The organism is Marinilactibacillus kalidii (assembly GCF_017599325.1).
In the GTDB taxonomy this organism is placed as follows: Bacteria; Bacillota; Bacilli; order Lactobacillales; family Carnobacteriaceae_A; genus Marinilactibacillus; species Marinilactibacillus kalidii.
In genome coordinates this window covers 1-19,779 of the sequence record NZ_JAGFVM010000004.1, presented here as the reverse complement: position 1 = coordinate 19,779, position 19,779 = coordinate 1, and the positions used below count along the sequence as shown (strand labels likewise).

The 19,779-nt window shown below is 36.0% G+C and carries 17 protein-coding genes; all 17 read right to left on the bottom strand.

Annotated features, from left to right (window positions below; translation table 11 throughout):
* Positions 1-8: 8 nt before the first annotated feature.
* The 17 genes from pepF to polA all read right to left on the bottom strand — a co-directional run bounded on the left by pepF (position 9) and on the right by polA (position 19,554).
* Positions 9-1,826, bottom strand: a complete 1,818-nt coding sequence (pepF, locus tag J5J05_RS01070; RefSeq protein ID WP_208558815.1) for an oligoendopeptidase F — start codon at positions 1,824-1,826, stop codon at positions 9-11.
* Between the two features lie 84 nt (positions 1,827-1,910).
* Positions 1,911-3,053, bottom strand: coding sequence for a competence protein CoiA (locus J5J05_RS01065; RefSeq protein ID WP_208558814.1), 1,143 nt, complete (start codon positions 3,051-3,053; stop codon positions 1,911-1,913).
* A gap of 94 nt (positions 3,054-3,147) precedes the next feature.
* Positions 3,148-3,807 carry an adaptor protein MecA gene (locus tag J5J05_RS01060; RefSeq protein ID WP_208558813.1) on the bottom strand — a complete coding sequence of 220 codons (660 nt, stop codon included), beginning with the start codon at positions 3,805-3,807 and terminating at the stop codon, positions 3,148-3,150.
* Between the two features lie 274 nt (positions 3,808-4,081).
* Entirely contained in the window at positions 4,082-4,489 is a 408-nt protein-coding gene (spxA, locus tag J5J05_RS01055) for a transcriptional regulator SpxA (protein ID WP_208558812.1), read from the bottom strand.
* A gap of 373 nt (positions 4,490-4,862) precedes the next feature.
* On the bottom strand, positions 4,863-5,882 hold the full coding sequence (gene lplA, locus J5J05_RS01050) for a lipoate--protein ligase (RefSeq protein WP_208558811.1): 1,020 nt from the start codon (positions 5,880-5,882) through the stop codon (positions 4,863-4,865).
* A 14-nt stretch (positions 5,883-5,896) separates the two neighbouring features.
* Positions 5,897-6,640, bottom strand: a complete 744-nt coding sequence (locus J5J05_RS01045) for an MBL fold metallo-hydrolase (RefSeq protein WP_208558810.1) — start codon at positions 6,638-6,640, stop codon at positions 5,897-5,899.
* Positions 6,641-6,769: 129 nt separating this feature from the next.
* Complete coding sequence (gene hemG, locus J5J05_RS01040) at positions 6,770-8,173, bottom strand: protoporphyrinogen oxidase (RefSeq protein WP_208558809.1); 1,404 nt, start codon at positions 8,171-8,173, stop codon at positions 6,770-6,772.
* 523 nt (positions 8,174-8,696) lie between these two features.
* Complete coding sequence (gene rplT, locus J5J05_RS01035; RefSeq protein ID WP_208558808.1) at positions 8,697-9,056, bottom strand: 50S ribosomal protein L20; 360 nt, start codon at positions 9,054-9,056, stop codon at positions 8,697-8,699.
* A 53-nt stretch (positions 9,057-9,109) separates the two neighbouring features.
* Complete coding sequence (gene rpmI, locus J5J05_RS01030) at positions 9,110-9,310, bottom strand: 50S ribosomal protein L35 (protein WP_208558807.1); 201 nt, start codon at positions 9,308-9,310, stop codon at positions 9,110-9,112.
* 24 nt (positions 9,311-9,334) lie between these two features.
* Positions 9,335-9,838: a translation initiation factor IF-3 gene (gene infC / locus J5J05_RS01025; protein WP_208558806.1), complete on the bottom strand. Its 504-nt coding sequence runs from the start codon at positions 9,836-9,838 to the stop codon at positions 9,335-9,337.
* A 293-nt stretch (positions 9,839-10,131) separates the two neighbouring features.
* Positions 10,132-12,060: a threonine--tRNA ligase gene (thrS, locus tag J5J05_RS01020; protein ID WP_208558805.1), complete on the bottom strand. Its 1,929-nt coding sequence runs from the start codon at positions 12,058-12,060 to the stop codon at positions 10,132-10,134.
* 352 nt (positions 12,061-12,412) lie between these two features.
* A complete protein-coding gene (dnaI, locus tag J5J05_RS01015; RefSeq protein ID WP_208558804.1) occupies positions 12,413-13,342 on the bottom strand; it encodes a primosomal protein DnaI in 930 nt (309 codons plus the stop codon).
* Positions 13,342-14,763 carry a replication initiation and membrane attachment family protein gene (locus J5J05_RS12925; protein ID WP_208558803.1) on the bottom strand — a complete coding sequence of 474 codons (1,422 nt, stop codon included), beginning with the start codon at positions 14,761-14,763 and terminating at the stop codon, positions 13,342-13,344. Before J5J05_RS12925 ends, dnaI begins: the two co-directional genes overlap by 1 nt.
* A gap of 38 nt (positions 14,764-14,801) precedes the next feature.
* Complete coding sequence (gene nrdR / locus J5J05_RS01005; RefSeq protein WP_208558802.1) at positions 14,802-15,269, bottom strand: transcriptional regulator NrdR; 468 nt, start codon at positions 15,267-15,269, stop codon at positions 14,802-14,804.
* A 61-nt stretch (positions 15,270-15,330) separates the two neighbouring features.
* Positions 15,331-15,936 (bottom strand): dephospho-CoA kinase, encoded by a 606-nt coding sequence (gene coaE / locus J5J05_RS01000; RefSeq protein ID WP_208558801.1) that lies wholly within the window; start codon positions 15,934-15,936, stop codon positions 15,331-15,333.
* Positions 15,937-15,969: 33 nt separating this feature from the next.
* The gene (mutM, locus tag J5J05_RS00995; protein ID WP_208558800.1) at positions 15,970-16,818 is read right to left on the bottom strand and encodes a DNA-formamidopyrimidine glycosylase; all 849 of its coding nucleotides are present in this window, start codon (positions 16,816-16,818) and stop codon (positions 15,970-15,972) included.
* A 72-nt stretch (positions 16,819-16,890) separates the two neighbouring features.
* Entirely contained in the window at positions 16,891-19,554 is a 2,664-nt protein-coding gene (gene polA, locus J5J05_RS00990) for a DNA polymerase I (RefSeq protein ID WP_208558799.1), read from the bottom strand.
* Between the last annotated feature and the right edge of the window lie 225 nt (positions 19,555-19,779).

Below are 19,779 nucleotides of genomic sequence, written 5' to 3'. Positions count from 1 at the left end.
TTTTTTTTTTACAGATTTAATTCTTTTAATACAGCTTCAAGTTCATTCAATCGTTCTTCAAACACCTTCATCGCTTTTTCGATATACGATTTATTTGTCATATCTACACCAGCTTTTTTCATCACTTCTATCGGAAAATCACTACTACCCGATTTCAGATAATTCAGGTACTGTTCTAGTGCACCCTCTTCTTTATTCAAAATCTTGTCAGCAAGTGCTGTCGCCGCACAAAATCCTGTAGAATATTGGTAGACATAGTAATTATAATAGAAATGAGGAATACGTGCCCATTCGAACTCAATCTCAGGATCTTTTTCTACAGATTCACCGTAGTATTTATGGTTGATTGCAGCGTAATTCTCACTCAAATGGTCCGCTGTTAAAGGAATGCCTTTAGCCGCTTCTTTATGCATGAAATGTTCAAATTCAGCAAATTGTGTTTGACGGAATACTGTCCCTTTAAAGCCATCAAGATAGTGATTTAATACATAAGCACGTGCTTTAGGATCTGTTGTCGTATTTAATAAATGGTCAGTCAAGATATTCTCGTTAGTTGTAGAAGCTATTTCTGCCAAGAAAATAGAATAATCGCCATATACATAAGGTTGTGTTTCTCTAGTAAAGTAACTATGTGCACTATGGCCTAATTCGTGAACTAGTGTGTAGAGATGGTTGAGTGAGTCATGCCAGTTCAGTAAAATGTATGGATTCGTATCATAATCACCTGAAGAATATGCACCACTGCGTTTTCCTTTGTTTTCAACAACGTCGATCCAACGATTATTAAAAGCTTGTTCTAAAACATTATGGTATTCATCCCCTAGAGGCGCTAATCCTTTGAATGTTTCTTCTTTTGCTTCATCGTAGGTATATTTCAGACTTGCTTCACCAGTTATTGGTGTATACAAATCATACATATGCAATTCATCAACATTTAATAGTTTTTTGCGTAAATCCATATATCTATGAAGCAAATGTAAATGATCATTCACCACATCTATCAACGTTTCATGTACTGCTTCTGGAATGTGATTTGCTGATAATGCTCTTTGGCGAGCTGAATCAAATTTGTGAACATTGGCTTGATAATTATGATTTTTTACATTCGCCGATAATGTACTCGCAAATGTGTTTTTAAGACCTTCGTAGACTTCGTACATTTTCTTGAATGCTTCTTCTCGGACATCCCTATTTGTACTTTCAAGCAATTCACCATACATGCCATGTGACAATTGAACTTCTTCGCCGTTTTCACCTTTCACTTTAGGGAACGTCAAATCTGCATTGTTTAATACACTAAATGTCTGACTAGAAGCGGATAAGATATCACTTGCTCCAGCTAGTAGTGCTTCCATTTCTGCCGAAAGGACATGTTCTCTGTTAGCTGTTAATTGGTCAACGTAGTGCTTGTATTGAGATAACGAATCATTTTTTTCGAAATAAGCTGAGACCGTTTCTTCAGATAGCGACAACAGTTCAGGTTCGAACCATGAAGTAGCTTCTCCAGCTTTCGTCGCGAGTAATCTCGCCCGGTCGTTCATTGCTTGGTATGTGCCATTCGATGTATCTTGGTCATTTTTTAAATGTGAATAGACATAAATGGAACCAAATGAACGGAATACATCTAATAAAGATACAAGTACATTATGAAATGCATCTGCTCCATCATTCAATGTCCCTTGCAGAGCAGCAACTTCTTTTACTTTTACTTCTGTTTCTTTAATTTTACTTTCCCACTCTTCGTCCGACTCAAAAATCACGGTCAGATCCCAAGTTAATGCATCTGAGACTTCTTCTCTATTTGGCAAACGGTTTCCTGTTGACATAAACACCCTCCTAATATAACTCTTAAATAATGATAACATAATTTGAATTCTAATAGAATATACAAATAATTCATTCTGTTCATTTTAGAAGAAAAGGTTTTTCAATCTTTTCACTTTATCAGATTCATTAGAATATCGCGCTGCTTTTGATTGAAATAGCCACTTTTCATCGCTAATTTTGATGACTATTCCAGTATTTATAAGGAGTGATAAATAGTCTACGAATAATGAAACAATTACTTCGTCTTTGACCAAAGGTAATCTCGCTATTTGAAGCTCTTGACTGTTGATCGCATTCTTTATATAACTAATAATGTTCCTTTTAGTTATAATTTTTCGCTTATTTTGAGATTCTATCCACCTTAAAAAGTGATATTTCCATTCATATGGTGGCTGCTCAATAAGCCATTCATTTTTGAGTGATAAGAAAAGTTCTATTGGCATCGTTACAATGGTTTCTGAATGTCTATAAAGTGTAAAAATAAAAGGTCTAAGTCGGTTATTTGAAGCTCGTATTTTATTTTGGAGTTCAAGATAGCTCCTGTAGAGACTTTCCTTCGGTTTTTTAATCGTTTTTTTCGAAATGAGTTCCTTAAAGTTCTTATTTAACATTAGATCAAGCGCCTCTAATGGTATACGACAGTTAGTGTAGCGCCATTTACTATCAGAAACTTTATAAAAATCGTAGAAAATCTTTAATTCATTTGTTCCGGAATTGAAATGGACAAAGTAAAAACCTAATCTAGTAGTATGTTGAATAAAAGTTTTCTTTAAGGTCGTTATATTCTGATTCATCACAAATTTTTCTCCCAATATCCAATAAGGATAATAACCGTTCCTTAAATAATTTTCAGTTCTTTCAACCATTTTATCGATGGGTAGCATACTACATTGATATTCAATAGCGATAGACTCCGTGTCTGTTTTCAATAGTATATCTGGTCTTTGTTTCAATTCAGGCAGGTACGCTTCCAAGGCAACTTCATAACCTTGCTTTTTAAGTGAATGGAATAGTTTCCATTTCCCCTTTAGATGTTCCGCTGTTTCTCCCTCAGAAAATGATTCACATTCTTGCTTAGAAAAATGAGCAAAATGTGCTATTTTCAATTTACCTTTTTTTAAATAGACTCGTTGTCCACATGATGGACAATACATGGGTGAAGACCTATTTAGACTACCATCAGAAGCAACTACATGCGTTACGTTGTCTAATTTCGCAATAATCATTATGATCACCTTTCTTTCTCAAATAGAAAACTGACCATTTATTAATTAATTCACTAAAAAACCACGAGGAAATTATCCACGTGGTTTACTTAACTTATTTGAAATAGTGTCTAACTAGCTCTAATGCATTTGTGTCCATGATTTTATCTGCGTATTCATCTAAAACTTCCGCTGATATTCGGCTTCTTTCACCGAATTCAAGAGCATGTGCAATTTCTTCGTCTGTCGTTCTAAGTGACATTTCTTCAATAAAAAATACAATATGCAAGTAGTATTGATTTTTGAATTTATATAAATTAGATAACCCACTTTCCAAGTAATACTCTTGGGCCATCATAATCATTTGTTCAAAGCTATGGAACACGAATACTGCTTCCATGGTCTTCGTATCCTGTGCATTCATGTATTCTTCTACCCCATCTTCATTCTTTTTCTGAGACAGTGAGTCATTAAGCATTTTTACTGGATCCATCATCGAATCATCTTCAAGGTCATCTTCTAACTCTTCTCTATACTGTGTCCCTTTGCTGATAAACAATTCTAAACCATTGTTATTTGGCATTACCTGAAATGTAACAGCTTCAGATTCCTGAAATTCATCATCAATATCTACTTCTTCTAAAATGCTATAGAAAAAATTTTCAATTTGTTTCTGGTTACCTAATAGGTCAAGAAAAGTGATGCCTCTTTCTTCGAGGTCAGTATTTTCAATTTTCACACGAATAGTATCTTCGTTAATGTGTTCAATTTCCATATTTCTAGCACCCCATTCCTTTGATCAATGTCAGGTATTCAATTTTTAGGCATATTGTTCTTACCGACAATATCTATAACTCTATTATAGAGGTTCTACTACTAAATATGAAGCTTAGTAACCTCTTTTTGCACATAGTCTGCGCTCTAGCTATTATACAAAATGACTGATTCGAATACAAGTCAATGATTTAAAGAATATAAAAAAGATCCGACCGTACCAGACGCGTCGAATCTTTGGCTTTAGTTCGATAAGACAATTTATTCAATAAAGACTATAGATTCGATAGTGCAACTAGTCGTTGTGCTTTCTGCAACTCAAGTGCTCTAACTTCTCTAGGAATAAATTGACGAATTTCGTCTTCGTTATATCCAATCTGCATACGCTTTTCATCTAAAACAATCGGTCTACGTAGTAAACTTGGTGTTTCTTGGATTAGAGCATACAGTTCTTGTAGTGAAAGGTCATCAATATCAACGTTCAATTGTTGAAAAGCTTTAGAACGAGTTGAAATGATTTCTTCCGTACCTTCTTCTGTCATACGCATGATTGATTTAATTTCATTTATACTAATAGGGGTTGAAGCGATATTTCTTTCTTCATAAGGGATACCATATTCTTCCAACCACGCCTTCGCTTTTCTACATGATGCGCAACTTGGTGATGTAAATAATGTGACCATTATGTATTGCTCCCTTCAAAACTCTGTTTTTTTTAAGTTCATTTTTAAGTTCAATTGGTTTACTTATTGACTACATTACTAACTATATATCAATTGTGAACTCTTGTAAACCCCTTTTGTCATTTTTTTGTCAAAATTAATCGATATACATTATAACCACTTGTTAAAAATCGCTATAAACGCCTATTCTAAAGCGTTTATAACGAATAATCATTAGAACGTTTAAAACGATACTAAATTGTAACGATTATAAACAAAAGAAACTCTCGTCACACCTAGTTGGATATAAATCGTTTATCTTTAACTTTTTCACAAAAAAGAGCTTGAAGATATTCTGTAATTGAATATACTCCAAGCTGTTTTTTTAATTCTTTTAATAAAATAATTCGACTAACTCATCAATTTCAACTTTACCGAAGTACTTATCAATATCTACTTCTTCAAAGACTTGACGAATCGCGCTCTCTTCATATGGCTTACCAACTAATTTTTCTTCTACATCCGAAATTTCTCCTAAGCCAAAAAAGTCTCCATATATCTTGATATCTTTAATGATCCCTTTATCAACATTAATTTTTACTTCAACAGTACCGACAGACAGTCGTTCACTTCTTTCCAAATCAAACTTAGGAGACTTTCCGTAATTCCAATCCCAGTTGGCCGTATAAGTTTCAGCAAACTGATCAATTTTTTCCCAGTCTTCTTCGGTTAACTGATACTCTTTCACTTCGGAAACATCAGAAACGTCAAATATATTCAACAAAAGTTTTTCTTTGAAATTTTTCGCATTCATATACTGATATTCGTCGCTTAAGTATGGTTTGATATTCGTAACTCGGCTTCTAATCGACTTAATGCCTTTTGACTCTAATTTATGCTTCTTCGGTCTTAATGCGCCCACAACTGCCTCAATTTCAGAATCGAACATCAATGTTCCATGAGCAGTTAGTCGACCATTTTTTGAGTACATTGCATTTCCGGAGAATTTTTTCTCATCAATCACTAAATCATTTCTACCGCGTAGCTCCGCACCTTCTACTCCCATTTTATGAAGGGCATCAATTACAGGAGAAGTGAATTTTTTGAAATCCCTGAAAGAATTTCCATCATCTTTGGTCAAGAAACAAAAACATAGTACACCTAGATCATGATAGACAGCACCACCACCAGAAAATCTCCTAACAACCGTAACATCATGCTTGTTCACATAGTCCGTATTAACTTCTTCAAATGTATTTTGATTCTTACCAACGATAATCGCATTATCATTTATATAAAATAGCAAAATGGGTTCATCTAATTCTATCTCATTTAATAAATAGTATTCGATAGCCAAGTTGATTCTAGCATCCAGAATCTCCTCGCCATTTCTTTCATTTTTTACATAATACATGAGTATTCCCCTTTTTATATGCTTATTTTTAAGTGTTTTTCCGCTAACATAACACGCGTATTTGGCGCTTCTGCCGCTGCTTCTTCTCTCAGTAAATCAAGATTACCCTTCTGCGGTAAATGGCTAAGTACTAATTGATCTATGTTAGATTTATTTGCTATATAGCCACATTCTTTGGAAGTCATATGGACTGAATGGCCTTCCATTCCTTTAAATAAATTGGTATCTGTTATGAGTAGATCGGCGCCCTCTGCAAACGGGAGAAAGGCTTCTAAATAACCTGAATCAGCCGTATAAACGAGTGTTTTCCCAGTTACTCTTTCCACTATCTTAAATGCATAACAAGGCACTGGATGTAACGTTTTAAGATAGGTGACATCAAACGGTCCTATTGTTACACTATCTTCTTTTGTGTAATCAATTCCTTGACTGACCTCTTCCAATGTTGTTTTCCTAAATGCTTCTTGATCTTCACTATGACCATATACTGAGAGTAGAGGTGCTCTATCGCCTTTTTCCGTGCGTTTTAGCTGTCTAGTAAACTGCAATACACCTAAATCCGCTATATGATCATGGTGATAATGAGATAGCAATACCGCGTCTAAATCTAACGGGTCAATATGATGTTCTAACGCTAGTAGAGAAGCACTTCCAGCATCCATCAAAAGGTTATAGCCATCAGACTGTATTAAATAGGCGCTCGTTCCAACATCGTTAGTTGGATAGCCACCATAGTACCCTAATATAGTAACTTGCATAATCGATCTTCCCTTCTTTTTCTACTTGCTTCTACCTTACTCCAGATGAAAATAAAAAAACAACTAAATTCACTCTACAGAGCATAGTTTAGTTGCTTTTTCACGAAAAATCTATAAAATGATCAAACATTATAAACCATTTTGTATTTTTAGATGGTGGATAATGTTTTGGCTAACTTCAGTACCTTGCTTGATACAACTGTTAATACCAAATCCTTTGATACCATTACCAGCTAGATATACACCAGGATATGCCTGTTGGATCATTTCAATTAAGCGATTGCCAGCTGTATCTCCACTAAAGGATTGCTTTGGAAGTGAATTTGTCCATCGTTTTAAAACATGATAGATGGGTTCTTCACTAATACCTAGCATCTTCTCAAGATCTCTTAACAAAAGCTCCTCAATTTGTCTGTTACTTAATGACAACATAATTTCTTCATTACCTTTACCAAAGTAGACGCCCAAGAGCTCTTCATCTCGTTCTTCGAGACTTTTCCATTTCTTGTTCAGCCAAATCACACTGGAAATATGAGAGTCATTTCTTCTTGAGCACAATACCCCATTACCTTCAGGTACGTTTACTATTGATCCCTTAGGAAAACTAAACATCGCGTAACCAATTGAGTTTGATTTGATTTCCTTGAGTGGTTCTTGAAACTCAATATCTTTAAACATTTCTTTATAAGCACCAGGATCAGTAGCAACGACGACCGCCCCTACTCTCACTTGTTCTTTTTTATTAACATCTAGTATATAGGTTCCTTCAATACTCTTCTTGATTTCTGTTACTTTTTTTGAAAACATAACATGGTCTTTCAGCTCTTCTAAAAGCGCATTGGTCAATGTCTCTAGGCCTTTATTGAAAGAGATTTGATTTCCATCGCTGTCTTGCATAGCTGGATTTGCTTCAATAGCATTGGTTAAATTACCATGTTCATGTTCAAGATCCATGATTTTCAGGTCAACCATATTCATACCCGTAGATTCCATATTGTTCATATAAATCTGTGAATAATATGGTTCTACTACATATTCCGTTAACTCTGATCCAACTCTATCATTCAAATATTGTATTACACTCGTCTCTTCATTCACTTCTGGTGCAGGTAAATACGTATCTTTTAAATAGGAGACTTTCCCTTGGAAAGACAATATATCATATTTCCAAATCTCTGATCGTTTTGCTGGAATCCCTTTATAGGTCGGACTATCAACGTGATATAATTTATTAAACGCATAAATATCTGGTTTACCGTTCTGGCTAAAGCTAACTTCTTCTTGCAAGCCTAATTCTTCAATCAATTTTAGAGCATCACCTGATCTAACATCTATAGATTCTGCACCAAGATCGACGTAGTCTTCTCCCATTTTCATTGTATGTATCTTTCCGCCTGAACGGATAGAACTCTCTAATACAATCAATTCGAAAGGTAGATTATTTTCTTCTATTAATTTTTTTAGTCTGAATGCTGTCGTTAGACCTGTGATACCCGTTCCTATGACTGCAATCCTTTTTTTGGATCTATTCATTGCCTCATACCTTCCGTTTCTATATAAGGAATATCCTCTTATGTACAATTACACGATCAATTATTTGCGCTATGAGAAATATTGTTTCATTGTTCGAATGATGATTGATTATATCCCATCGGAAAGGCAAACGTTCATTTTTTTTATTATATCATGATTTAACGATTATATCTTATTTTCATAAAAATTCTATATTAAATTGTTGATTTCTTGCTGAGCTAAATTAGATTAATCTATAACTTTAACTATCTTTCACAATATTTCCTGAATGATATCTCAAAATTGAACATTCAGATTACTTTAGTAGCTTAGTTTTTCTTGATAAATGTGTATTTTCATCAACACTTATTTGATTACATATTGTTTCTTGAGTGCCTCTATCATTTTCTTAATAAAAAAACATTTCCTATCTTAAAAAACGATTTTGTATATTTAAACACTCTCTATGAATATAAATCATTTACCTATGTTATGTATTTTAGGAATAAAAAAAACCCGCTAATAAAAGCGAGTTTTTGTTTTATTATTTGCTTAATGCGTCTTTAGCTTGATCAGCAAGTGTAGTAAATGCTGCTGCATCGCTTACTGCAAGTTCAGCTAACATTTTACGGTTCATGTCGATTCCAGCAAGTTTTAGTCCGTGCATAAACTTAGAGTAGCTTAAACCGTTCATACGTGCTGCAGCGTTGATACGTGCAATCCATAATCTACGGAAGTTACGTTTGTTTTGTTTACGGTCTCTGTATGCATATTGGTATGATTTCATTACTTGTTGTTTTGCAACTTTAAACAAGCGATGCTTCGCTCCGTAGTACCCTTTAGCTAGCTTTAAAACGCGATTACGGCGCTTGCGAGAGACTACTCCACCTTTAACTCGTGCCATTATTCATTTCCTCCTTGGTTGCACTCTTGATCATTCGAGTGCTCGTACATTTATTATTTCATTTTAGCAAGTTGTTGTTTGATACGTTTGTAATCACTGTGTGAAACCATTGTAGATTTACGCAAGTGACGTTTTTGTTTTTGAGATTTGTTCGCGAACATGTGGCTACGTTTTGCGTGGCTACGTTTAAGCTTACCAGAACCCGTTCTCTTGAAACGTTTTGCTGAACCTTTATGTGTCTTTTGCTTAGGCATTTTTGATTTCCTCCTACACTTGTCTTATTTCTCAGATTTCGGTGCAAGCATTAAGAACATGCTACGACCATCCATTTTAGCTTTCGATTCGACTTGTGAAATGTCAGACGCTGCTTCCGCCATACGTTCCAATACTTCACGTCCAATTTCTTTGTGAGTAATCGCACGTCCACGGAATCGAATAGATACTTTCACTTTATCGCCTTTTTCCAAGAATTTACGAGCATTACGCAATTTAGTATCGAAGTCATGGTCATCAATTGTTGGACTCAAACGAATCTCTTTGATGTTAACAACTTTCTGATTCTTTCTTGCTTCACGTTCTTTCTTTTGCATTTCATAGCGATGCTTCCCATAATCCATTACACGAGCAACAGGTGGCTTAGCGTTAGGTGACACTAGAACTAAATCTAGATTGGCATCTTCGGCTAAGCGCATTGCTTCGTTGCGTTGGACTACCCCGATCTGTTCACCGTCTTTGCCGATCAAACGTACTTCTCTAGCACGTATACGATCATTGACAATCATGTCTTTTGCTATGGTGGTTCACCTCCAAAGTATTTGCGAAAAAACGAAGACAGAAAAAGAGACGTGGCTTTTTGAATGCCCCGTCTCTATCTCCGCTAACAGATAAGTTGACCTCATCTGATTTCAAAATAGAAAAGCTGACAAGCAACTTTTTTATTCTGATTTATATACGTTCGATATCTGCCCATGGATTTAAATCCAAAAGGCGAGAAGCGGGTGCTTCTGCTTTGTTTTCTCAACTTTTATATCTTACCAATTTTTTTTGAACTTGTCAACAATATCTTTAAAAAGGATTACTTACTTGATTCAGCAATCAAATTCGCTACAAAGTCCTCTTTTGAGTAAGTGTGTGTTTCTTTCTCTCCATATTTACGTACGCTGACCGTTTTGTTTTCTACCTCGCTGTCACCAACAACGATTTGGTAAGGAATTTTGAGTGTTTGTGCATGACGGATTTTATATCCCATCTTCTCGTTTCGGTTATCAATCTCTACACGCAAACCTTGCGCTTTTAGTTCTTCGTTCAGCTCGTTAGCATATGTTGCATGTATGTCTAAGTTTACTGGAATAATTTTCGCTTGTACCGGTGCTAGCCATGTTGGAAACGCGCCTTTATATCTTTCAATCAAATAAGCTACAAAACGTTCCATTGTTGAAACGATTCCTCTATGGATAACGACTGGTCTGTGCGTATCATTTCCATCTTCACCAACATATGTTAAATCAAATCTTTCAGGTAATAAGAAATCTAACTGTACAGTTGATAATGTTTCTTCAATGCCTAAGGCTGTTTTAACTTGAACATCTAATTTAGGGCCGTAGAATGCCGCTTCACCAACTGCTTCAAAGTATTCCATACCCATTTCATCTAAAGTATCTTTCAGCATAGATTGTGCTTTTTCCCACATCTCGTCATCATCAAAATACTTTTCAGTATTTGCAGGATCTCGGTAGCTTAAACGGAAGCGATAGTCCGTAATATCAAAATCTTCAAATACCGCTAGCATCAACTCAACGACACGACGGAACTCTTCTTTAATTTGATCTGGTCTTACAAATACGTGTGCATCATTCAATGTCATTTCACGAACACGTTGTAAACCTGATAGCGCGCCACTCTTTTCATAGCGGTGCATTTGGCCTAATTCAGCAATACGAATTGGTAAGTCACGGTAGCTTCGTACATCATTTTTGAACACCATCATGTGGTGTGGACAATTCATAGGTCTCAATACAAGCATTTCTCCGTCACCCATATCCATTGGCGGAAACATATCTTCGTGATAGTGATCCCAGTGACCTGATTTTTTATAAAAATCAACGTTTGCCATGATGGGCGTATAAACATGCTGATAACCCATGCTAATTTCTTTATCAGTGATGTATCTTTCGATCACTCGGCGTATCGTCGCACCCTTTGGCAACCAGAAAGGTAATCCAGATCCAACTTCAGGAGATAGCATAAAAATATCTAATTCCTTACCTAGCTTACGGTGATCACGTTGTTTCGCTTCTTCGCGCATTTTAATGAATTCTTTTAATTCTTTTTTATCAAAGAAAGCTGTTCCGTAAACCCGTTGCATCATTTTGTTATCGGAATTTCCTCTCCAATAGGCCCCTGCTAATGAAAGTAATTTAAAAACTTGAATGCGTCCAGTTGATGGAACATGCACACCTCTACATAAATCAACGAACTCTCCTTGTTCATAAACGGAGATTGTCTCATCTTCTGGTAAGTTCGTAATCAATTCAACCTTATAAGGATCTGCTGAAAATAGTTTTAACGCTTCTTCTCTAGAAATTTCTTTTCTGACAAAAGGTAAATTTTCTTTAACGATCGCCATCATTTCTTTTTCGATAGAAGCTAAATCTTCTTCAGTAATCGGTGTTTCAGAATCAGTATCATAGTAAAAACCTGTTTCAATTGCTGGTCCTACACCGAACTTAACATCTGGAAACAGGCGCTTGATAGCCTGTGCCATTAAATGCGCAGTAGAATGACGAAGGATACCTAGCGCATCTTCATGATCCGGTGTAATGATTTCAAGCTCGCCATCTTCGTAAAGAGGCTGATCAAAATCAACATGCTGACCGTTCCACTTACCTGCTAACCCTTTCTTTTCTAATGACTTAGCGATACTCCCGGCAATAACTTTTGGTGATGAGCCTGATTCTACATTTTTTACAGAACCATCTGGTAATTTAACTGCTATTTCTGACATCTGATTTCCTCCTGATTTCAATTTATTATTGTACAAAAAAAGTCCCAATGAATAAGTTTGACCTTATTCATTGGGACGTGATTGATTACGTGGTTCCACCCAGATTTACAGAGGGGGATAGTCATCCCTTCTGTCTTCATTTAGCTCTTTAACGCAGAGTCACGGCTACTCCTACTTATTTCAAAGTAACACTCGAAAGGGGTAAATGATAATATGCTTTAGAAAACTTTCACCAAACGTTTTCCTCGCTGAAAAAACAGTAGATTATCAATATTATCTTTCTCTTTGTTTTATGGTTTTAGAATAATAGTAGAATACCACGCTTGATTAAAGGATTCAATAGTTTTTTATACTAGCTGTGTCTTCTATTATCTCCAGTCAATTCAACTTCCTTAGACAAAAACTTGATGCGTTCCATAATTCTTTTTGCTTTTAAAGGTTCATTTTCTCCTCTTTGCGTTACTCTTAAGTGTTCCTGTTCCAAATGAGCCATATCAAAGTTCGAGGAAAAAAATGTTGGTAGTTGTTCTTGCATCCTATGTTGCAACACGACACCAAGAATATCATCTCTGATCCAACTAGACATAGAATCAGCACCAATGTCATCAATCATCAAGATTGGTGCATTTTTCAGTGCGACTAATTTTTCATCCGTTGTATTTTGACCAATCGAGTTTTTCATTTCTACAGCAAAGGTCGGAAAGTGGACAAGCGTTGACGGATGCCCTTGTTCCGAGAGTTCATGCGCAATCGCGCCCAGTAGAAAAGTTTTTCCTACACCAAATTTTCCGTAGAAATAGAGACCTTGATGGAAAGTACTTGGATCTTCCAAATACTGATCAATAAAATCGTATGCTTCTTGCACTGCTTTGATTCGTCCTGGCGTACTATCAAAATGATCAATATTGAATTGTTTAATGTCTTTAGACATGTACATTGAATGAATCCGTTTATTAATGGCTTCTTGCTTTTGACGATTGATCAAGTCTGAGGATGGTTCATACGTTACATCCACTCGTTTATTATTAATGGATAACCTAGGTTTGTATCCAGGCATCAATTGTCCACTTTGAGCGGCTGCTTTTTTCTTTTCAACAACAAATTCATATAGTTTTGATGCACTTTTTTCTATTGCTTCATTATCTAATACGGCTCTATTTTCGGCAATGAATTTTCTGACATCAGGATCTTTGAATACTTCATTTTTCATGATTTCTCGAAATCTTTCGTTCATTTTTGTTGTGTTCATCATATTTTCCAATTGGTTACGAATACTTTCCATCAGTTGTCACCACCCTTACTTCTATTTCTGATTTTTTCTAGCCTTCTTCTAAATTCTTCTTGTTTTTGTGCATCAATTTCTTCACCAGTATTTTCTTCAGTAGCCCAGTCAGGCAATGTCTCTTTTCGAATATATTTCTGATTACCCGAACGAGATGACCCAGATTTTTGTCTACTTTGTCTCGCACTCTTTGATTCTGCATATAGCTGTTTAACCTTCTGCAAAGCATCTTCTGGAGACTCAACATTATTTTGAGCCCAATCATTAGCCACTTTCAAAGCTAAACTTTTCTCGAGGACTGGAGCATTTTTACCAATCAACACATAATTAATCAAAATATTGATGACACTCGTTGAAAGGGATGACTGCTCAACCAGTTCTTTGATGACCCACGTTTCATTACTAGAAACAAAGCCACCTTTTTGACTCTTGATTGATTTCAGATATTCAATCGGTTTAACTTCTTGCGCATGTAAGATGATCTCTACTTCTTGTGCATTGAACCCTTTTTGTTTCAATTGAGTTCTGCGACCATTTTGCATTACTTCTTTTTCTTCGATAGAATGATCCACTTTATCAGTTAATTTCACTTGCTTAGCTTGTTTTTGATGGAAATCACGCTGCACGATTTGAGATAATTTTTTCGAATCAACCGCCGCAGTCTCGATATCCGTTGCTTCAAGTACATACTTTTGCATATCTAATTCATTGATCCCATATATTTCATGAATCGAGAGAATCAATTCTCTAACTTCTTTTGTAATGGATTTTTTATTAATAAAGTGCTGATTTAATCCTTCAATGAAAAAAGACCAGTCAAAATCAGTTTGTTCAACAAGATTTTGAACTGGAGAAAATTGTGGCAGAACAGTTTGTTGATTCTCAAAGGTTCCATTTGATAATTGATTATGTTGTTGAATATTAAAGTAATAGACATCTAAAAATGATTTCGTAATGTCTTCATACTCTTCATTACTAGGCTGTTCATTGAAAAATTGATTTTTAATTTCGTTGAATAGTCTTTCTCCGACTTTTTCAAATAGGATTAGACGCATCAAATGATCATTAAAAAACTGGACGGGTGTCAGTGGTGGTTTAATCTCAAATAAAAACCGATCTGACACATTTTTATTTTTATAAACGTTTAATAGGCCTAAACCTTCCAGTCGAATTCGCGCTTGATATAATTCAGGGATGCCAATATCTAATACAATCAATAATTCTGATAAAGGTCTAGCTTCAGTCCAATCTCCTCGATTATTGACCGATTCTTTTAATTTCATATATAACGAAAACGCCGCGTTCCCAATCAGTGGCTGATAAATCGTTGTCAATATTCTAACGTCTTGGTCAGAGAGAGGCGACGATTGACGTAATATAAAAAAATCTTTTGGTTTGACTTGTTGCCATGGATAACTCACTAATACGCGCGCTCCTCTCTATTCGCTAGGTGATGCATTTACTGACGATTCTTTCTCTTTTTAGCTAGCTCTTCCATCTCTTTCATAAAAACTTCTATATCCTTAAACTGCCTATAAACACTGGCAAATCTTATATAAGCCACATCATCCACTTCAGCCAATTCGTGCATGATAAATTCTCCGATTTTCGTGGATTCAATTTCACTGTCTCCACGATCTCTAATTTGGTACTCCACACGGTTAACGATTTTCTCTTGTTCTTCAGCTGTGACCGGTCTCTTTTCAAAAGCTCTTCTTAACCCTCTAAGCAGTTTTTCTCGACTAAATTCTTCGCGTGTTCCATTTTTCTTGACCACTAATATAGGCGATTGCTCTAAGCGTTCAAAGGTTGTGAATCTAAATTTACAATTTTCGCATTCTCTACGTCTACGGATGGCTGTGTTTTCATCAGCAGGTCTACTATCTACGACTCTGCTCCCATTGTGCTGACAGCGAGGACATTGCATCGAAATCAGTCCTTTTCTCATAATCTTACGATCGTTCGATTATATTTATTATACCATAGCTTTAATCACCGGAATACCCTTTACTTATAAGCCATTCTTCCACTCGTGCTCTTAATTGTTCAATAGTTCCATTATTATATATAACGAAATCTGCTTGCTTTATCTTTTCAGATAAATCCATTTGTGCGTTCATCCTCTGTCGAGCTTCTTCTTCAGATAATTGATTTCTTTGTATCAATCGTGTTAATTGGGTGGACTCGTCTACAGCAACAACCATTACTGCATCCGTTATTTCCTTATAGTTTGCTTCAAATAGTAACGGAATGTCTAAAACAATCAATGGATGATCTGCTTCAACTAATCGTGCTTTTTCAGTTAAAATCCATTGCCTTATATAGTGAGACAGACACTCATTCAATTGGTCTAATTTGTTTTGGTCATTAAAAACAATATCGCCTAATTTTTTACGATTTAACGCTCCAGAATCTAAAAGGATTTCTTCTCCAAAAATTTCTTTAACTTTGGCCAACGCTTTTGTTCCAGGTTCTAAGATTGCTCTAGCAGCTATATCAGCGTCCACGATTGGTATATGATGTTCTGCAAAAATTTTACTAACCGTCGATTTTCCTGTCGCTATTCCGCCAGTTAATCCTAATATAAAACTCATATGATACCTCCTATTTAAACGAACTCAATTTATCTATACTGGCTCAATTGGTCCATTTTCTAATTGACAGTTAGGGCAGTAATGCGTTCCACGTTGAGCAATTTTCGTTTTTTCAATAATCGTTCCACAACGTACACAGGGTTGTCCATCTTTTCCATAAACATTCAACGACGCTTGATAAGTTCCAGTCTCTCCAAATGCATTCATATAGGTTCTGATGGTCGTTCCACCTGCTTTGACAGCTTTTCCCATAACCAACAGAATTGCTTTATGGAGGTTAGTCATTTCCAAATCACTCAAAGAGTTGCTTAATCTACCTGGATAAATTCTAGCTTCAAATAGTATCTCATCCGCATAAATATTACCTATACCCGCGATAACTGTCTGGTCTAGCAAGCTCGCTTTTATCATTTTCTTTCTTTTCTTAAGTTGTCGATCGAGCTCAGTTAGTCGTAGTGTTCCATCAAATGGCTCAGGTCCTAGTTTAGCCAGAGACTTGTGCGTATGAACCAGATCTTTTTCAACCAGAGACATTCTACCGAATTTTCTGACATCAAGATACCTTAACTCTACTCCATCGTCTAAACTAAAAACCACATGCGTATGTTTTGTCAAAGGTACAGTACTTTCTTCAATCCGATACTTGCCTTCCATTCTTAAATGAGAAATCAGTACATAGTCCGTGAGTTGAAATAAAAGAAACTTCCCTCTTCTTCCGATAGCTTCTATTTTTTGATCAACTAGTTGCCTTTTAAAGGCTTCAACGTTGCTAGGTTCAGCTATGATGCGGTCCCAATAAACGTTGACAGTTTTAATCGTTTTTCCTTGAATCAACTTTTCTAATCCTGACCGGACACTTTCTACTTCTGGTAATTCAGGCACAAGGTTCTTCCTTTCTTCTTTAAAAATACCTAAGAAGTGAGTAAGACTCTCTTCTTAGGTATAATAAATAGTTTATTTCGCTTCATACCAGCTCTTGCCCCAACTACTTTCTACTTTCAATGGGACAGTTAACGCCACTGCATTCTCCATGACTTCTTTAACTAAAGCCTCTAATACAGGAATTTCTGCTTCTGGTGCTTCAAATATCACTTCATCGTGAACTTGTAATAACATTGTCGCCTCTAAGCCTTGTTCTTTAACTTTTTCAGCCAGTTCAATCATTGCCACTTTAAGAATGTCCGCAGCACTTCCTTGAATAGGCGTATTCATGGCCGTTCTCTCTGCGAATGACCGCAAATTAAAGTTACGAGAATTGATATCTGGAAGATACCTTCTTCTGTGGAACAATGTTTCGACAAATCCTTTATCTTTCGCTTCACGGATAACCTCATCAATAAACTTCTTGACCCCTGGGAAACGATCAAAGTAGGTATCGATATATTCTTGAGCTTCTTTACGCGTGATATTCAAACTTTGAGAAAGTCCATAATCACTGATTCCATAAACGATTCCGAAATTTACAGCTTTCGCATCTCTTCTCATATTGGCAGTCACTTCACTGGGATCTTTTAAGTCAAACACTCTCATTGCTGTACTTGTGTGAATATCTTGTTCCTCGATGAATGACTGTTTCAAATGTTCATCATCTGATATATGCGCCAGCACTCTTAGTTCAATTTGAGAATAGTCAGAGGCAAATATTTTCCAGTTCTCTTTTCTAGGAATAAAAGCTTGTCTGATTTTTCTTCCTTCTTCCAATCGAACAGGAATATTCTGTAGATTAGGATCAACAGAACTCAAACGACCTGTTCTTGCGACCGTTTGAAGGTAGCGTGTGTGTATTCTTTTCGTATCGGGATTGATTACTTTTAAGAGACCTTCAATATAAGTCGATTGAATTTTTGCGATTTGTCTATATTTCAAAATAAATTCAACGATAGGTGCTTGATCTTGTAGTTTTTCCAAAACATCCTGTGCAGTTGAATAGCCTGTTTTTGTCTTTTTAATTACTGGATAACCCATTTTTTCAAACAAAATAACACCCAGTTGTTTTGGAGAATTGATATTGAATTCTTCTCCAGCTTCCTTGTAGATTCTCTGCTCGATAGACTGCAAACTCTCTGCAAACTCTGCCTTCATTGTTTCAAGTCTGTCTGAATCTACGGTAATTCCTTGTATTTCCATATCAGCCAATACAATCGCTAAAGGAATCTCCATATCTTTCAAGAGATTTTCTTGTTCATTCTCAATTAGCGCTTCATTCATTTGTTGAGATAGTTTATATACTGCATTTACTTTATGAGCAACGTGATCTCTCATTAATTCGAGATTTTCAGGCACTTTCTTTTTCTTTCCTTTACCATAGACCATTTCATCTGGAGATACACCTTTGAAGTGATGCTTATTTGCAACATCTGCTACGTCTCCACTACTACTATCTTCGGCAGTCAGCAAATATGAACCGAGCAAGATATCAAATGCCGTTCCTTTCAGTGTCATCCCCTTACGATTTAGTGCCACGTAAGTTCTTTTAGTATCATAGAGTGTTTTAGAGATACTTTCTGACTCGATCCACTCTTTAAATTCTTTTGACTGAAAAGCAACTGATGGTTCAGCCACAAACAAGCGATTTTCCTTACCCCATGCGACAGAAACGATTTCTGACTGATGGTAATTATCTTCCAGCATCTCTATATATAATGCCATGTCCGCTTCGAACATGTCTGAGGAAATCGTCTGTACATATTCATAGTCAATATCCTCAACATCTTCAGCAAGTTGTTCCATGTAGTCTGACGTATCCAAGTTATTCAAATGAGATTGAAAATCCATTTCTTTATAAAAGGCAATGAGTTTCTCCATATCCATTCCACTATACAATAATTCTTCAACGGTTATTTTGATGGGTGCTTTAATATCGATCGTCGCTAATCGCTTACTGAGTACCGCTGTGTCTTTTTCATTGATCAAATTTTCTTTTCTTTTAGATTTTTTCATTTCATCTATATTCTCATATAGATTTTCTACACTACCGTATTCTTTCAACAGTTTTAATGCTGTTTTTTCTCCGATGTTGGTAACTCCGGGTATATTATCAGAAGCGTCTCCAGCAAGTCCTTTCATGTCAATAATCTGATTCGGTGTCAGACCCATTTCTTCCATGATAGAATCCGCAGTGTATTCTTTGATATCACTGACACCTTTTTTTGTAATATCGATTCTTACTTTGTCAGAGGCTAATTGCGTTAGATCTCGGTCTCCCGTCAAAATAACAACGTTAAATCCATCTGCTTCAGCTTTTTTAGAAAGCGTTCCGATAATGTCATCTGCTTCAAAGTTAACTAGTTGGTATGACTCTAGTCCAAAACCGGCAAGCAAATCTTTGATAAAAGGAATTTGTTCTGCAAACTCCGCCGGCATTTTTGAACGACCACCTTTGTAGTCCTCAAAAAACTCATGACGAAAAGTTGTTTTTCCTGCATCGAAAGCAACTAATGCATGCGTTGGTTGTTCCTTTTTCATTACAGCTTCAAGCATATTATGAATACCATATAATGCATTCGTATGTAGCCCATTTCTATTTTTCATTCTTTCTAATTGACTGTGCAAACCATAAAACGCTCTAAAGGCTATACTGTATCCATCTATCAGCAATAATTTTTTCGTTTCAGACATTCGTCTCGACTCCTCATTTTCTCAGATCAACTCTGACACTCGTTAACTTATTTTAACAAAAATACGTCTTACAAAAAAGAGAACGTACTCGTAAAGTCATTATCCCCTTACAGTGGTTTTCAAGCGCATGCAAATCGAGTAGGAGGTAAATCATTAGTTGATTTACCGTCCTCTCACACCACCGTGCGTACGGTTCCGTACACGGCGGTTCAATACCTTGCGTAA

Bases quoted from the DNA above. Each gene is read 5' to 3' on its own strand.
- pepF (WP_208558815.1), bottom strand. From the start codon at position 1,826: ATGTCAACAGGAAACCGTTTGCCAAATAGAGAAGAAGTCTCAGATGCA.
- J5J05_RS01065 (WP_208558814.1), bottom strand. From the start codon at position 3,053: ATGATTATTGCGAAATTAGACAACGTAACGCATGTAGTTGCTTCTGAT.
- J5J05_RS01060 (WP_208558813.1), bottom strand. From the start codon at position 3,807: ATGGAAATTGAACACATTAACGAAGATACTATTCGTGTGAAAATTGAA.
- spxA (WP_208558812.1), bottom strand. From the start codon at position 4,489: ATGGTCACATTATTTACATCACCAAGTTGCGCATCATGTAGAAAAGCG.
- lplA (WP_208558811.1), bottom strand. From the start codon at position 5,882: ATGTATTATGTAAAAAATGAAAGAAATGGCGAGGAGATTCTGGATGCT.
- J5J05_RS01045 (WP_208558810.1), bottom strand. From the start codon at position 6,640: ATGCAAGTTACTATATTAGGGTACTATGGTGGCTATCCAACTAACGAT.
- hemG (WP_208558809.1), bottom strand. From the start codon at position 8,173: ATGAATAGATCCAAAAAAAGGATTGCAGTCATAGGAACGGGTATCACA.
- rplT (WP_208558808.1), bottom strand. From the start codon at position 9,056: ATGGCACGAGTTAAAGGTGGAGTAGTCTCTCGCAAGCGCCGTAATCGC.
- rpmI (WP_208558807.1), bottom strand. From the start codon at position 9,310: ATGCCTAAGCAAAAGACACATAAAGGTTCAGCAAAACGTTTCAAGAGA.
- infC (WP_208558806.1), bottom strand. From the start codon at position 9,838: ATGATTGTCAATGATCGTATACGTGCTAGAGAAGTACGTTTGATCGGC.
- thrS (WP_208558805.1), bottom strand. From the start codon at position 12,060: ATGTCAGAAATAGCAGTTAAATTACCAGATGGTTCTGTAAAAAATGTA.
- dnaI (WP_208558804.1), bottom strand. From the start codon at position 13,342: ATGGAAAGTATTCGTAACCAATTGGAAAATATGATGAACACAACAAAA.
- nrdR (WP_208558802.1), bottom strand. From the start codon at position 15,269: ATGCAATGTCCTCGCTGTCAGCACAATGGGAGCAGAGTCGTAGATAGT.
- coaE (WP_208558801.1), bottom strand. From the start codon at position 15,936: ATGAGTTTTATATTAGGATTAACTGGCGGAATAGCGACAGGAAAATCG.
- polA (WP_208558799.1), bottom strand. From the start codon at position 19,554: ATGTCTGAAACGAAAAAATTATTGCTGATAGATGGATACAGTATAGCC.